The following is a 14,812-nucleotide window of genomic DNA, read 5'->3' as shown; positions in this document are numbered from 1 at the left end:
GGTAAGACATGAACTGGTCGCTCGCCTTCGAACCGCTCATCTCCTTGCCGCTGCTTGGCCTGGTGCTGGCGCCGCTGTTGCTGCTGGCATTGGCCGGCCTGTGGTTTCGCCAGCGCGGCGCGATCTTCCGTTTCGCCGCCCTGCTCGCGCTGGCTGCGGCCCTGCTCAACCCGGTGTTTCTCGACGAGGAGCGCGAGGCGCTGAAAAGCGTCGTCGCCGTCGTCGTCGACCGCAGCCAGAGCCAGGACATCGGCGAGCGCACCAAGCAGACAGACGAGGCGCTGGCCGGGCTTCAGCAACGCCTCGGCCGCTTCAAGCAGTTCGACGTCCGCGTCGTCGAGGCCGGCAAGTCGGAAGCCGCCGAGGAGCGCACCGAAACGCGGCTTTTCGGTGCGCTTGAGAGTGCCTTCCGTGACGTGCCGCCTTCGCGCATCGGCGGCGCGATCATGGTCACCGACGGTGAGGTGCATGATGCCCCCGCCGGCACACCCGAATTCAACGCCCCGCTGCACGCGCTGATCACCGGCATCGACCAGGAAAAGGATCGCCGCATCCGCTTCGAGAACGCGCCGCGCTTCGGTCTGGTCGGCAAGCCGCTCGAAATGACCTATCGCGTCATCGCCACCAACAATGAGGCGGGCTCGGTCGATGTGCGCGTGTCGGTCAATGGCGAGCAGGTTTCGGTCGAGCGTGCCACCATCGGCCAGGCCATGCCGCTGCAGGTGACCATTCCCAGCGCCGGCCGCAACATCGTCGAACTCGCCATCGACCCCGAGCCCGGCGAACTTACCGACGCCAACAACCGCGCCATCGCGCTGATCGACGGCATCCGCGAGAATCTGCGCGTGCTGCTGGTCTCCGGCGAACCGCATGCCGGCGAGCGCACCTGGCGCAACCTGCTGAAATCCGACGCCTCGGTCGACCTTGTCCATTTCACCATCCTGCGGCCGCCGGAAAAGCAGGACGGCACGCCGATCAACGAATTGTCGCTGATTGCCTTCCCGACGCGGGAGCTGTTCGTCGAGAAGATCAAGGATTTCGACCTGATCATCTTCGACCGCTACCAGCACCGCGACGTGCTGCCGATCCTCTATTACGACTACATCGCCGAATATGTCGAAAAGGGCGGCGCGCTGCTGATCGCGGCAGGGCCTGAATATGCCGGCGAAAGCTCCATCGCTCGCACGCCCTTGATGTCGGCGCTGCCGGCGATGCCGACCGGCGAAGTCGTCGACAAGGCCTTCTACCCGCGCCTCACCGAGCTCGGCCAGCGACATCCGGTGACGCGCGCGCTCGACGGCTCCGCCACCGAGCCGCCGCACTGGAGCCGCTGGTTCCGCACCATCGGCGTCGAGAACCCCGAAGGCGAGGCAGTGATGAAAGGCGCCGACAACCGCCCGCTGCTCCTGCTCGACCGCAAGGGCGAAGGCCGCGTCGGCATGTTCCTGTCCGACCAGGGCTGGCTGTGGGCGCGCGGCTTCGAGGGCGGCGGCCCGCATGTCCAGCTCTATCGCCGCATTGCCCACTGGCTGATGAAGGAGCCCGAACTCGAAGAGGAGCGGCTGACCGCCGACGGCCGCGGCATGATGCTGGAAATCCGCCGCCAGACGATGAGCGACGAGCCCGGCCCGGCGCAAATCATCACCCCGTCAGGCAAAGCGATGACCGTGAAGCTCGAGGGATCCGAGCCCGGCGTCTTCCTGGGCAGCATCGAGACCAACGAGATCGGCCTCTATCAGGTCGGCAATGGCGATTTGAAGGCGCTTGCCCATGTCGGCCCGGTCAACGCGCCTGAATTCACCGACGTCGTCTCCACAGAGGGCCGGCTGAAAGCGCCGACCGAGGCCACCGGCGGCAGCGTGCGCCGGCTGGCGCCGTCATCGGCGGCTCTTGGGTCGGCCCTCGGCAACCTCGCCGGCGGCGTGACGCTGCCCTCGGTCGTGCCGGTCCGCGCCTCGGGCGCGGCCACCGGCAACGACTGGATCGGCCTGCGCACCACCGACGACAGCGTGCTGAAGGCCGTCTCGCGCGTGCCGCTGTTCGGCGGGTTCCTCGGCCTCGGCCTGCTGCTTCTGGCCATGGGCTCGATGTGGTACCGCGAGGGGCGGTAGCGCTGCGGCTTATCCTTCTCCCCTTGTTGTGGGAGAAGGGAAGCGGGGACTATTCCTCCGGTTCCGTCGTAAACATCAGCGGATAGCCCTTGGCCTTGCCGGCATCCGTCGCCCGCGTCGCCTTGGTCTCGGCGACGTCCCTGGTGAAGACGGCGACGACGCAGACGCCGCGCTGGTGGGCGGTGATCATCACTCGCCGCGCCTGGTCCTCGCTCAGCTTGAATTCGCCCTTGAGTACCGTCACCACGAACTCGCGCGGCGTGAAGTCGTCGTTGAGGAGGATGACCTTGTAGAGCTTCGGCCGTTCGATCTTCGGCTTCGTTTTAATGCGGGGTTTGGTGACGATCTCAGGCATCGGAACCGGCAGTCGCGCGCAAGAATTTCGCTTTTTATTCTGACATAGGCAAAAGCGGTCGTCCATTTTGAGCCGCCCGCAAACCGCGTTCCGGCGCGCTCGGCCGTTCACAAGTCGGAGATTGCCGCTGGCGGCGGGATTGCATCACCAAAGCCTGGGATCAGACAGCCACATTAGCGCGCGAGCGGGCCGCTCGCCTTCCGCCAGGCGTCGATGCCGCCGTGGATGTGCCGGGCGCTGGCAATCCCCGCGTCCTGTGCCGCCTGCACCGCCATGGCCGAGCGCTCGCCAAAGGCGCAATAAAACAGCAGTCGCCTGCTGGTCGACCTGGCGAGCTCATGCAGCATGCCGCCCGCGGCGATGTTTTCCTGCAGCGTCGTATAGGGCACATGCAGCGCCCCCGGGATGATACCGTGCCGTTCTCGCTCGGAGCGCTCGCGCAGATCGATCAGCGCGACATCGGGCTTTCCCACCAGAGCAAGCGCCTGCTCGGCCGTGACAGACCAGCCGCGCCGCGCAATCTCTTCCTGATGAAACCCGACCTTCATGTTGGCCGGCACGGCGACATCCATCATTTTCGGATTCGCAAGCTTCAGATTGTTCATGATCTCGACGTAGTCTTCCATCGACTTCACTTGCAGGCGCGGATTGAAGGCCTTCTCCTCGCCGATGGTCGAAACGGTCTCGCCCTTGTAATCATGCGCCGGGTAGATCAGCGTCTCGTCGGGAAGCTTGAGCAGGCGGCCGAAGATCGATTCATATTGCCGCCGCGGATCGCCATTCTGGAAATCGGTGCGGCCAGTGCCGCGGATGAGCAGCGTATCGCCGGTGAAGACCCGGTCCGGCAGAATGAAGCTGTAGGAATCATCGGTGTGGCCGGGTGTGTAGATCACGTCGAGCGCAAGCCCCTCGATGGTGAGTTTGTCGCCATCGGAAAGTCGCATCGAAACCACGTCCGCCTTGGTCTGCTCGCCCATCACGGTGATGCACTGGGTCTTGTCGCGCAGCGCGCCCAGGCCGGTGATGTGGTCGGCGTGCAGGTGCGTGTCCACCGCCTTGACGAGCTTGAGGTCGAGCTCCCGCACGAGCTGGAGATAGCGATCGACCTTCTCCAGCACGGGATCGATGATCAGCGCTTCGCCGCCCCGGCGGCTGGCGAGCAGATAGGAGTAGGTGCCCGAGACAGAGTCGAAGAGCTGCCGGAAGATCATTTCTGCTCCGTTGAATTCCCGCCTCTCCGATCGAGCCGGGATGGGCTCCATCTCTTTTACCATGATCCCGAAAATCGGTCGCCGCTTTTCGCCGACGCGGACCTCCGGTTCGCGATCATGCTCTCCTGCGCACCTATCCGCGCGGCTGCGGCACGATCCGGATGTAGGGTTTGGGCGCCTTCTGGGCCCTGCGGATACTGCTTCATGGCGTCCTCGTCCGACACGGAGCCTCTATCGCCGCAACACCGCCGACAGCACATCCCTGACACCGATGGCGCCGACGAAGCGCGACTGGTCGTCGAACAGTGCAACCGGTGCCGTCTGCGAGCGGTAAATGGCCAGCATCACGGTCTTCAGCGACGTGCCCGGATTGGCCCAGAACACCTGCGACGTCTCTTCCGGCTGCGCCTCGACATCGGCGCAGGAGACCCATACGGCCGGCTTGCCGTCGCGCTCGGCCGCCGCCACCAGCCCGTGCTCGTCGATCTTGAAACGCGTCGTCTTGCGGCGGTCGAGCCATACCCAGCCGTCCTCGCCGTGGTCGAGGTCGCGGCGGTCGCGCATCACGTTCCAGGCGGTCAGCACCGAGAGCGGATTCACATTGGCGATGAAGTCGCGGACATAGTCGTTGGCGGGGCGCAGCACGATGTCTTCCGGCGCGCCGGTCTGGACGATGCGCCCGCCTTCCATGATGGTGATGTGGCTGCCGATCTTCAGCGCCTCCTCGAGGTCGTGGCTGACGAAGATGATGGTCTTCTTCAGCTCGGCCTGAAGCTGCAGCAGCTCGTCCTGCAGCTTCGTGCGGATCAGCGGGTCGAGCGCCGAGAATGGTTCGTCCATCAGCAGGATAGGGGCTTCGGTGGCAAAGGCGCGCGCCAAGCCGACGCGCTGCTGCATGCCGCCTGAAAGCTCGTGCGCATATTTCTTCGCCCACTGGTCGAGATTGACCAGCTTGAGCTGGCGATGCACGCGCTCCTTGCGCTCGGCTTCGGGCACGCCGGCGAGCTCGAGGCCGAGGCCGACATTCTCCTCCACCGTGCGCCACGGCAGCAGGCCGAACTGCTGGAACACCATCGCCACCTGCTTCTGCCGCAGCCGCCGAAGGGTCGCCTCGTCACAGGTGACGACATCGACCGTCTTGTCGCCGTCCTTGACCAGAACCTGGCCGCGCGAAACGATGTTGAGCCGGTTGACGGCGCGCAACAACGTCGACTTGCCGGAACCGGACAGGCCCATGAGCACGGAAATTTCGCCCTCATGCACGGTGAGGCTTGCCCCGGCGCAGCCCAGCACATTGCCGGTCTTTTCGAGGATCTCGGCGCGGCTGGCGCCGCTGTCTATGAGCGCGAGCGAGCCGGCCTGGTCGGAGCCGAAGACGATGTCGACATTCCTGAAATCGACGGCGACGGTCATTTCTTGCCTCCAACGCCAATGCGGGTCATCCGGTCGAGCACGATGGCCATCACGACGATTGCAAGGCCGGCCTCGAGCCCGAGGTCGATCCTGCGCGAGCCGAGCGCCCGGTTGATCTCGGTGCCGAGGCCGCCGGCGCCGATAAGGGCCGCGAACACCACCATCGACAGCGACAGCATGATCGACTGGGTCAAGCCGGCCATGATGGTGGGCAGCGCCGAAGGCAGTTCGACCTTCCAGAGCAGCTGGCGTCTGGTGGCGCCGAAGGCTTCGCCGGCCTCGATGATCGATTTCGGCACCGAAGTGACGCCGAGATGGGTGAGGCGGACCGAGGTCGGGATGACGAAGATGATGGTGACGATGAGGCCGGGCGCGTTGCCGAGCCCGAACAAGGTCAGCACCGGGATCAGGTAGACGAAGGTCGGCAGCGTCTGCATCAGGTCGAGCACCGGCAGCATGACGCGATAGACCTTGGGCTTGTGCGCGGCCCAGATGCCGAGCGGCACGCCGATCGCCATCGAGGCGGCGGCGGCGGCAACCACCAGCACCAGCGTCTCCACCGTCTGCTTCCAGAGGTTCTGGTTGAGGATGAACAGCAGCCCGATGAAGACGGCGATCGCCAGGCCCCTCGAACGCTGCAGGACATAGGCGAGCAAGGCGATCAGCGCGATGAGCAGGACCGGCGGCAGCAAAAGAAGCCCATCGACCATCCCGTCCAGCAGGAAATTGAGACCGTTGGAAAAAGTCCTCAGGACGGTGTTGAAATTGTCGGTGAGGAAGGTGAAGAAGGCCTTTCCCCAGGCGCCAATGGGGATCTTGTAGCTGATCAGAAATTTTGAAATCGGATCCATCTATCCCCTCTTCTGTCGGCGCCGTCCTTGCCGAACAGTCATCTTGTCACAGGATATGAAAAAGGGCAGCCCCTTATGCCGTGGCTGCCCTTGTTCCGGTTACCGAATGCAAAGTCGGCTCAGCTTCCGAGCGCGGTCTTGACCGCCGCCGCCGCGTCGCCGCCGTCGAAAGTGGTCACACCGGCAATCCAGGGGGTGATCGCGTCCGGGTTCTTCTTCAGCCAGTCGGTCGCGACCGTGTTGGCGTCGCCGCCCTTGAGGATCGCGTCCATCATCTCGCCTTCCATGTCCAGATTGAACTTCAGGTTGGCGATGAACTTGCCGACATTCGGGCATTCGGTCATGTAGCCCTGGCGCACATTGGTATGCACGGTGGCGGCGCCGAAGCCGCTGTCGCCCATGCCGTCGAGATAGGTGATCTTCATGGCGCCCATCACCGGGTGCGGCGTCCAGCCGAGGAAGGCGATCCATTCGTTATTCTTCATCGACTGCTCGGCCTGGGTGAGCATGCCGGCCTCCGAGGATTCGACCAGTTCGAAGCCTTCGAGATTGGTCGCCGGGTCCTTGATCATGTCGAGGATGATGCGGTTGCCGTCATTGCCGGCCTCGATGCCGTAGATCTTGCTATCGAACTTGTCCTTGAACTTGCCGAGATCGGTCAGCGTCTTGACGCCGCCATCGGCGACATAGGCCGGAACGACGATGCCGTAGCCGGCGCCGCTGAGATTCTCGCTGACGGTCTCGACCGAGCCGTCGGCGGTGTAGTCCTTGATGTCGTTGGTCATCGACGGCATCCAGTTGCCTAGGAAGACATCGAGGTCCTTGTTCTTCAGCGACGCATAGGTCACCGGTACCGAAAGCTGGATCACCTCCGGCTCGTAGCCGAGCGCGGTGAGCAGCACCGAGGCGACGCCGGTTGTGGCCTGGATGTCGGTCCAGCCGACATCGGAGAGACGCACCGTCTTGCAGCTTTCCGGATCGCCGGCGAAAGCCGCGCTGGTGGACAAAAAAGCCGCCAGGCCAAGGCCGGCGACGAAGGAATTCATACGCGACATCTGGATTCTCCCATTTCGATTCTTAGGCGAAGCGAAGTTACGGTTTTTACTCCGCTTTGTTTCGTCAGCCAAACACCATTCTGGTGCGGTTTCAAGCGATAAGGCAATCGCGAACAACGGCGCGGACTGGCCGATCAGCGACACGCCACCGCTGCTCCAGCCGCTTTTCTGGTGCAATGTGGGGACGCCCCCTCCCCGCGTAACGACAACTCGGCTTAAAAGGGCGGCATGGCCAAGCTGTACTTCCACTACGCGACGATGAATGCCGGCAAGACGACGATGCTGCTGCAGGCGTCGTACAATTACCGCGAGCGCGGCATGACGACGATGCTGTTCGTCGCCGGCCATTACCGCAAGGGCGATACCGGGCTGATCTCGTCGCGCATCGGCCTGGAGACGGAAGCCGAGATGTTTCGCGACGGCGACGATCTGTTCGCCCGGGTCGCCGAGCATCACGACCATACGACGGTGCATTGCGTCTTCGTCGACGAGGCGCAGTTCCTCGAGGAGGAACAGGTGTGGCAACTCGCCCGCATCGCCGACCGGCTGAACATCCCGGTGATGTGCTACGGCCTGCGCACGGATTTCCAGGGCAAGCTGTTTTCCGGCTCGCGCGCGCTTCTGGCGATATCGGACGATCTGCGCGAGGTGCGCACGATCTGCCGCTGCGGCCGCAAGGCGACGATGGTCGTGCGCCTCGGCGCGGACGGCAAGGTGGCGAGGCAGGGCGAACAGGTGGCGATCGGCAAGGATGTCTATGTCTCGCTCTGCCGCCGTCACTGGGAAGAAGAAATGGGCCGCGCCGCGCCCGACGATTTCATCGGCTTCACCAAAGCCTGACAGGAGGCAGCGTCGGCACCCCGAGCGGGACACAGGGAGTGCGAGGAAACGTGATCATACCATGTTTTGTTCTTGCTTTGTGCCGGCAATTATGCTAACCATTCCAGCATGGTGCTGATTGCGCCAGTAACCCGCCGCCGAGGCGGTTTTTTTGTGCCGGATTCGGCGCCATCGTTAAAACGGTCCCAATCTTCCGCCTTCCCTTCCCTTTGTGCCACACATATATTCGCGGCGGTTCGCGACATGAAACAGATGCCGAAGCGGGAGGCCCACATGGCGACATTGCAGAATTTCGATGCCGAAATTGCCAAGACCAAGCAGGTCGTACAGGACATGCGCTCCAAGATCGAGCAATCCGGCACGATGCTCGATACGCTCGCCAAGGCCGATAAGAAGATCGGCGACGCCAATTTCGAACTCGAGAACGCCCGCATCGAGGATGTGCTGAAGCAGCAGAAGGTGATGGAAGGCAACATCGCCGACCTGATCATCGGGCTGGAGGACGCCACCAACGTCTTCGGTGCCGAATTCGAGAGCATGAAGAACTACACCGGCTGGGAAAACTTCATCGGCATGTTTTCCAGCCAGAGCAAGCAGCGCATGCGCACCGACCGTGTCCGCAACATGTCGCTGGCCGGCAATCTGCAGGAGTTGCTGGCGAAGTCCGACACCATCGTCGGCATCCTCAAGGCGCAGAAAGAGGTCCTCGACCAGCGCTACAAGACGTCCGAGGCAAGCCTCTCGCAGGTGATCGAACGCCGCAAGACGACCATGTCCAATCTCGAGGCCGTGCAGAAGCGCATCGAGGAGCTCAACCCGATGCTGCTCGACATCGAGAACAAGATCGCCGCCTCGACCAGCCAGAAGGACCGCACGCAGCTTGAAGGAGAGCGTTCGAAACTGGCCACCGAGTACAACGAGAAGCAGGCAAAGGAGCAGGAACTTTTGGCCGAAAGCCAGACGCTGGAACGCTACACCTCGATGTTCCAGACCTTTGTCGATTCGCTCAACAACCAGATCGCGGCGCAGTCGACGCTGATCAACAAGCTGACCATCGATACCGAGCAGCGCATCGTGCTCTACAAGGCCCTGGAAGACTCGCTGAAGACCGCCGCCCAGCAGGACGTCGCCCACAAGATCAACACGCTGGGCAGCCAGGTCGACAACACCGCCGAGGAGACCATGGCCGGCATCGGCGCGGCCTCGCAGAAGCACATCGGCGACCTCCTCGAAATGCACGAAAAGAATATGGTGGCGACCGCCGACATCCAGCGCCGCAAGAAGCTGGCTGACGATGCCTTCGCCCGCCGCTTCGATGAGGTGCTGAAGAAGCACAATTCGGCCAACTACGTGCAGTCGTAATTGCCGCATCACGGCGCCCAAAAGTGCGCGGCGGTTTGGGACAACGACATGCACAGAACAAGAATCTAAAACGCGTCGCACGGATCCCTTCCAATACGGCGCGCTTTAGCCATCGCTACCAAAGGCTTGCTGCATGACCCCTGAAAACGAAGCGGCAACGCGTTATTTCTCGGCGATCTCGGCGGCACTCAGCGGCCTCGAAGTGTTCATGCGCGACGACCGCTCGCCGCTCTACCGGCACGGCATCGTCGCCAAGATCGTCGCTGAATACATTGCGCGGCTCGACAACTCCTTTTCCTGCTGGCGCAATCGGCTGGGCTTCATGGAGACGTTCCGCATTTCGCGCGCCGAAAGCGGCTTTCCGGTCTTCCAGAACGTGCTCGAACTGGAAAACGACCGCCGCCAGGCCGATACGCGGCTTGCCAACATTCCGCTGGCCGGCGAGTTGCGCGAGGAAATGGCCGACTTCATCCTGCGCCACAAGGAATTCCCCGAGGCGCTGCAGAAATCGATGGCCGAGCGGCTCTATCTGGAGGGCGTCAGGAGCGAGACGACCTTCGGGCCCTTCACATTGGCGCAGACGGCAAAAGTCTCGGTCAATCCGAAGACGGGGCGGCCTTACTACCTCGTCCATTGGGCCGCCTTCGACGGCAGCGCCAACCTGCCGCTGGTCTACATGGTGACGGTCGAGGATTCCTCCGAAGAGATGATTGGCCAGCTTGTCGACCGCAACGGCAAGCTCAACGAGAAGGTCGACATTCCGCTTCCCGTTGAAGGGCTGCTCAATCCCGAGCTTGCCCACCGCTTCGACGACTTCACCGAGAAGAATTCCGCCTACACGCTGTCGCCGGCGACGATCGCCGTCAACCTCGACAAGGATTTCGAGCCGCTCCACCCCAAGCAGCTGCGCCGCGTCGTGCTCGGCCCCTTCTATTCGGCAGGGATCACCGACAACAATTCGACGGTGAGCGACGTGCTGGCCAAGGTGCGCAAGCCGGAAAATGCCTGGCTGCTGACCTGGACCGTCCAGGAGGTCTATTCGAAGGCCGAGAAACCCGGCCGCAAGGGCCTGTTTTCGAGCGAGAAGACGACGCAGGAATTCTTCATCGACACCGACGATCTGGAGGCCGCGCGCCAAGGCGTGTCGAGCTACGAGAACCACGCGCTGATCCCGCACGAGGCCTATCAGGCCCTCTACGCCGCCGGCGAGGCGCAGAAGATCTTTTCCGGCTACAAGGTCCACATCCTGTCCAAAGGGCAGGTCATTTCCGATGTTTGACAAGACGACGATGGAGCCAACACCGATACCACGCCTAACGATCTGGCGGTTCATCCACTTCCGTGGAACAGTCATGGTCCTTGTAGATTTTGTGGTGTGGTTCATCGCCATTTTGTTGGAGCATATTTTCCCTGAAGAAATCGGGCATAGCGCCGTGCCTGGCGCAATCGTCATTTCTGCGGCATTTGGCGCAGCAGCAACATCATCGAGCTTTCCCAACAGGGTTTGGCTCACAGGATTCACCGGTGTTGCTTCAACGGCCTTGATATTGTCTTTGTACGCAGCCCTTAAGGGCTTCCGCCTTGGCATGGCTGCTGGCGGAACAGGAACTTTTGGAGACGATTTCGGTTTTTATCGCGGTTTACGCACTGATGTTATTGGTCATCTACGCAATAGAATTCGCAGCCAACTTCTTCCGTCTTTGATAGCAGAAAGCAAGAGCGGAGTACGATCGAGATGAGGCGCACATGGACACCGGCCTGACCACCATTTCGGAAGCGGCTATCGAAAAGCACCGCGCCACCGCGCAGAGCTTCATCACCCGCATCGTCGTGCTGGAAGACCCATCACGTGAACCCGGCACCGCGCTGGCCGGCACCAACCGCCGCTTCGTCTCGACCGTCTCGGTCGGCTCGGTGCGGCGCACGCGCGAGGTCGAGCTTTCCAAGACCGTCGGCGCCATCCATCCCGACGACCAGTTGCTGAGCATTGCGCAGCACATGCTTTTGTTTCGCACCCGGCGCGGGCTGGCGATTGCGCTGGCCATATCGGATGTCTTCGCCGAAGGTTCGGACCTCGAAAGCCTGCAGGCGAGGAACGCCCGCGCCCCGCTCGAAGGCGACGATGCCGGCACCTTCAAGAAGCTCTTGTCGGCTTCGGCCTACATTTCGGCCTTCAGCCTCGCCTCCTATCTGTACCAGCTGATCGACAGCGACGGCGAGGCGCCGAACGACACGCCCGAGCCTGACTTTTTGTTCGATACGCCGCAGGATGCGGTGAAGTCGATCGTGGCCGGGCTCGACAGGGCGATATCAGGCTCGAAGGACGACGCCGACCTGATGACCAGGGCGCGCGCCTTCGCCCGTGTCGCCATCGACGGGCTTTTGGCGCGAAAGGCCCGCTTCGACGGCATAGGCCCGTTCGAGAACGCGCATATCCGCATCGACGTCGACGACTTCACCCTCGACGGCTTCGACGTCGCACCGGGCAAGCGGTCGAAGCCGCTGGTGATGACCTTCAAGAAGCCGGAAGAGGTCGTCGGCAACCACATCGCCAAGTACCAGTCGGTGAAGCTCGCCAAGATGCTGATGGCTTACGATTTCGAGCGCGAGCTGAATCCGTTCGTCGAGCTCGGCGGCTTCCTGTTCACCTTTATCGGCGACGGCGCGCCCGGCACCGGCAAGACGACGCTGATCCAGATGATCGCCGGCCTCGTCAACGGTTACTGCCAGGTCGCCGGCTATCCCTTCGCCTACGAGAATTTCGGCGTCGACCAGATCTCCTCCTACCAGGGCAAGTCGGGCCAGAACTGCCGCCAGTTCATCAACAATGTGCTGAACCCGCGCGTCATCGGCTTCGGCACCATCGACGATATCGACCAGGTCGCGGCGCGCCGTTCCGACGACCGCGCCTCGGCCGGCCAGCAGGAAATCACCGGCGTCTTGATGGATGCCTTTGCCGGCGCGGCGACCGTGGTGCGCGGCAACTGCTCCTTCGGCATGTTTTCCAACTATCCCGAAAACGTCGACGACGCGCTGCGCCAGCGCGCCGGCGCGCGCTGGCTGGTCGATGGGCCGCAAACGCGCGACGACTACATCGACATTTTCGTGCTGCTCGCCGGCAAGAACCACAAGATCCCGCTCGGCGACCACAAACTCTACGCCGCCCAGGAAATCCAGCGCGCGGTGATGGAGGCCTATGAAGAGCACGAGAAACCCAGGGAAGACGGGCTCATGCGGGTCTATGAGCGCTACATGAAGGAGAACGGCGCGCCGAAGTCGATGGCCGACATCGGCACCTATCTTCACATGATCAAGGATGCCGAACCCCGCTTCACCGGCCGCGCCATCAAGAACGTCACCGACGCGATCAAGATGCGCGCCATGGACATCGAGCTGCCGGACGAATGGTTCGAGAAGCCGGAAGTCTTCATGCACAAGAGCTACGACGACAAGAAGGCGATGATCGAGGAACTGCGTGGGCCGTTCTCGATGGAGATGGTCATGCAGGAGGTCAACCGCTACGCCGATTCGGAGTTCCGCTACTCCGACAAGTCCGACGACGCGGCGGTGACCAAAATGATCCGCGAAACCCGCCTGCGCGACCGCGCCGTGCGCGAGATCGAGGAGATGAAGAAGAAGGGCTTGTGGAATGCGTGAAGTTCTTCCTTCTCCCCGTTCACCGCAGCCCCTGGCGCAACGGATAAGTTCCCACAGCAAGGCTGAAAGACGTGGCTCAAACGTTGACGTCCCCTTCTCCCCGTTCTTCACGGGGAGAGGGTAAGGGTGAGGGCAGCGGATGCGTGGACCAGAAATCGAGACGACAAACGGGCGAGACGCCTGCGTCAATCGGACAATGATGCCGAAACGGCGCTTTGGATGGAACTGCGCGACCGCAGGCTTAACCTACTTTGCCGAATTCGCCTGCAGGGACTGCCAACTTGTTGTCGAGGTTGACGGGAGTCAGCATGTCGGCAGCAAGCATGATCGAATCCTGGATGGCTTTATCGTCTCGAATGGCTGGTCCATGCTGCGCTTTTGGAACGTCGACGTGTTGAAGGACCGGGAAGAAGTGCTTGAAACAATCTTGGCGGCGATCGAAGGACGAATCGAACGCCATATCGAAACGCACGATCTTCGATTTGTTGCCGCCAAAGGCTATGGAGAGACATGTCTTTGACCGTTTGCGCTGCCCCTCACCCTTACCCTCTCCCCGCGAAAGACGGGGAGAGGGGGGCGTCAGCGTTGGAGCTCGATCCTTCAGCGCGAGATCCTTCGGGGTCACGCGCATGAGCCCCGCCAGGAAATCCGAATTGCTGCGCGAGAATGAGCTGATCTACGGCCGGCTGCTGACCATCGACGAGCCGCATCTCATCCAGCGCTACAACAAGGCCATGGTTGCCTTCGGTCTGAAGCCGACGAAGCTGAAAAGCTTCGAGATCGACCGCACCGGCTTCTCGCCGCAGGTGGCCGAGGAATGCGGCGACTACAACTACCTCGATCCCAACGAGATCAACCGCCGCTTCATCATCCTGACGCCGTCGCAGATCGACCTGCCGGTGGTGCACACCGCCTTTTCCAACACCTCGCAGCTGATGTTCGAGTTCATGTCGAAGAACCAGCGCGCCATCGACGCGCTGACCATCAAGGACGTCATCTACGGCGAGATCGAGGATTCGGTCCCCAACGTCGACGACATCGAGGACCTGCTGTCGATCAACCAGGTCGAGTTCAAGGTGCTGTCGGCGGAGGACGTGCTCGGCAAGGCCGCCGAACTCGGCAAGCTCGTCGACCGGCTGAAGCAGGAGCCGGACGCCTGGCGCGACAACGCAATGCTCACCCGCATGGTGGGGCTGGCCAAGATCTGCGGCGACATTCGCGAGAACGCGTTGGTGCCGGATCAGGTGATCTTTCGCCACAGCGCCTACTGGACCAGCCATTTCGGCGGGCTCTATGTGTTCGTCGACCCGGACATGACGACCGTGATCAGCGACCCGGCAGCACCGGGCTTCCGCCGGTCGCGGCCATGGCAAGTGAGCTATCTCTCGATCAACGATGCCGACAGGGTGTTCAAGTTCCTCGCCGCCACCGGCCGCATCGAGCTACCGCGGGCCTCATGGATCGAAACGTCGGGCTATCTCGAACATCGCGCCGAAATGGTGGTGCGCGCGCTGATCCGCGACGCGGAGCCCGACCGCAATCTGACCGACGTCGACAAGGTCTGGCTGCAGACCTGGATCCACGGCCACGCCGACCTGATCACCAGGGAGGGCAATTTTCCCTTCCTCAACGCCGCCAAGCGCGAGATCGCTCACCTCGGCCATCTCAAGATCGAGGATGTATTCCCGCAGCAGCGTTTCCTGGTGATCCGTGCCAAGCCCGACCATCCCGACGCCTGGCTCACCAACCAGCTGATCTCGGATTTCGTGCCGCAGGACTTCGTCTCGCGCTACGTTTTCAACAAACCGGGCTTCTACAGGGATTATGCCGGCTTCAGCGAGGCCTGGCGATCGCATGTTGTGGACGTTCTGAAAACCACATATCTGAAGGACAAGGTAGCGTTCCGCACACGCCTCTACGGCCTGACTGATTGAATGACCGACTGATTGACGAGGGG

At 62.3% G+C, this 14,812-nt stretch carries 12 protein-coding genes and 1 pseudogene; 8 read left to right on the top strand and 5 right to left on the bottom strand.

Features of this window, described 5'->3' with window-relative positions; all coding sequences use genetic code 11:
- Nucleotides 1–8 precede the first annotated feature (8 nt).
- Nucleotides 9–2,111: a hypothetical protein gene (locus AC0NID_RS12770; RefSeq protein WP_473455988.1), complete on the top strand. Its 2,103-nt coding sequence runs from the start codon at nucleotides 9–11 to the stop codon at nucleotides 2,109–2,111.
- Nucleotides 2,112–2,160: 49 nt separating this feature from the next.
- Here the strand turns inward: AC0NID_RS12770 and clpS are convergent, their stop codons facing one another.
- The 5 genes from clpS to AC0NID_RS12745 form a co-directional block, all read right to left on the bottom strand.
- Complete coding sequence (clpS, locus tag AC0NID_RS12765) at nucleotides 2,161–2,466, bottom strand: ATP-dependent Clp protease adapter ClpS (protein WP_473455989.1); 306 nt, start codon at nucleotides 2,464–2,466, stop codon at nucleotides 2,161–2,163.
- Nucleotides 2,467–2,639: 173 nt separating this feature from the next.
- A complete protein-coding gene (locus AC0NID_RS12760; protein WP_473455990.1) occupies nucleotides 2,640–3,677 on the bottom strand; it encodes an MBL fold metallo-hydrolase in 1,038 nt (345 codons plus the stop codon).
- 231 nt (nucleotides 3,678–3,908) lie between these two features.
- Nucleotides 3,909–5,090 (bottom strand): choline ABC transporter ATP-binding protein, encoded by a 1,182-nt coding sequence (choV, locus tag AC0NID_RS12755; RefSeq protein ID WP_473455991.1) that lies wholly within the window; start codon nucleotides 5,088–5,090, stop codon nucleotides 3,909–3,911.
- The gene (gene choW / locus AC0NID_RS12750) at nucleotides 5,087–5,941 is read right to left on the bottom strand and encodes a choline ABC transporter permease subunit (protein WP_473455992.1); all 855 of its coding nucleotides are present in this window, start codon (nucleotides 5,939–5,941) and stop codon (nucleotides 5,087–5,089) included. The genes choV and choW overlap by 4 nt, the downstream gene beginning before the upstream one ends.
- A gap of 119 nt (nucleotides 5,942–6,060) precedes the next feature.
- On the bottom strand, nucleotides 6,061–6,996 hold the full coding sequence (locus AC0NID_RS12745) for a choline ABC transporter substrate-binding protein (protein ID WP_473455993.1): 936 nt from the start codon (nucleotides 6,994–6,996) through the stop codon (nucleotides 6,061–6,063).
- Between the two features lie 228 nt (nucleotides 6,997–7,224).
- On the opposite strand from AC0NID_RS12745, the gene AC0NID_RS12740 reads away from it, so the two are divergent.
- The 7 genes and pseudogenes from AC0NID_RS12740 (at nucleotide 7,225) to AC0NID_RS12710 (ending at nucleotide 14,789) form a co-directional block, all read left to right on the top strand.
- Complete coding sequence (locus tag AC0NID_RS12740) at nucleotides 7,225–7,836, top strand: thymidine kinase (RefSeq protein WP_127319992.1); 612 nt, start codon at nucleotides 7,225–7,227, stop codon at nucleotides 7,834–7,836.
- Nucleotides 7,837–8,109: 273 nt separating this feature from the next.
- Nucleotides 8,110–9,198, top strand: coding sequence for a hypothetical protein (locus AC0NID_RS12735; RefSeq protein ID WP_473455994.1), 1,089 nt, complete (start codon nucleotides 8,110–8,112; stop codon nucleotides 9,196–9,198).
- 133 nt (nucleotides 9,199–9,331) lie between these two features.
- On the top strand, nucleotides 9,332–10,477 hold the full coding sequence (locus tag AC0NID_RS12730; protein WP_473455995.1) for a hypothetical protein: 1,146 nt from the start codon (nucleotides 9,332–9,334) through the stop codon (nucleotides 10,475–10,477).
- Nucleotides 10,470–10,937 carry a hypothetical protein gene (locus tag AC0NID_RS12725; RefSeq protein ID WP_473455997.1) on the top strand — a complete coding sequence of 156 codons (468 nt, stop codon included), beginning with the start codon at nucleotides 10,470–10,472 and terminating at the stop codon, nucleotides 10,935–10,937. The genes AC0NID_RS12730 and AC0NID_RS12725 overlap by 8 nt, the downstream gene beginning before the upstream one ends.
- A gap of 7 nt (nucleotides 10,938–10,944) precedes the next feature.
- Nucleotides 10,945–12,855: an AAA family ATPase gene (locus AC0NID_RS12720; RefSeq protein WP_473455998.1), complete on the top strand. Its 1,911-nt coding sequence runs from the start codon at nucleotides 10,945–10,947 to the stop codon at nucleotides 12,853–12,855.
- Between the two features lie 126 nt (nucleotides 12,856–12,981).
- Nucleotides 12,982–13,375, top strand: a pseudogene (locus AC0NID_RS12715) (endonuclease domain-containing protein).
- Nucleotides 13,376–13,484: 109 nt separating this feature from the next.
- Nucleotides 13,485–14,789 (top strand): DUF6638 family protein, encoded by a 1,305-nt coding sequence (locus AC0NID_RS12710; protein WP_473455999.1) that lies wholly within the window; start codon nucleotides 13,485–13,487, stop codon nucleotides 14,787–14,789.
- Nucleotides 14,790–14,812 lie beyond the last annotated feature (23 nt).

This window comes from Mesorhizobium sp. WSM4821, assembly GCF_055901555.1.
Note: the sequence above shows the minus strand (reverse complement) of the source record. Positions and strands in the feature narration are given on the sequence as shown.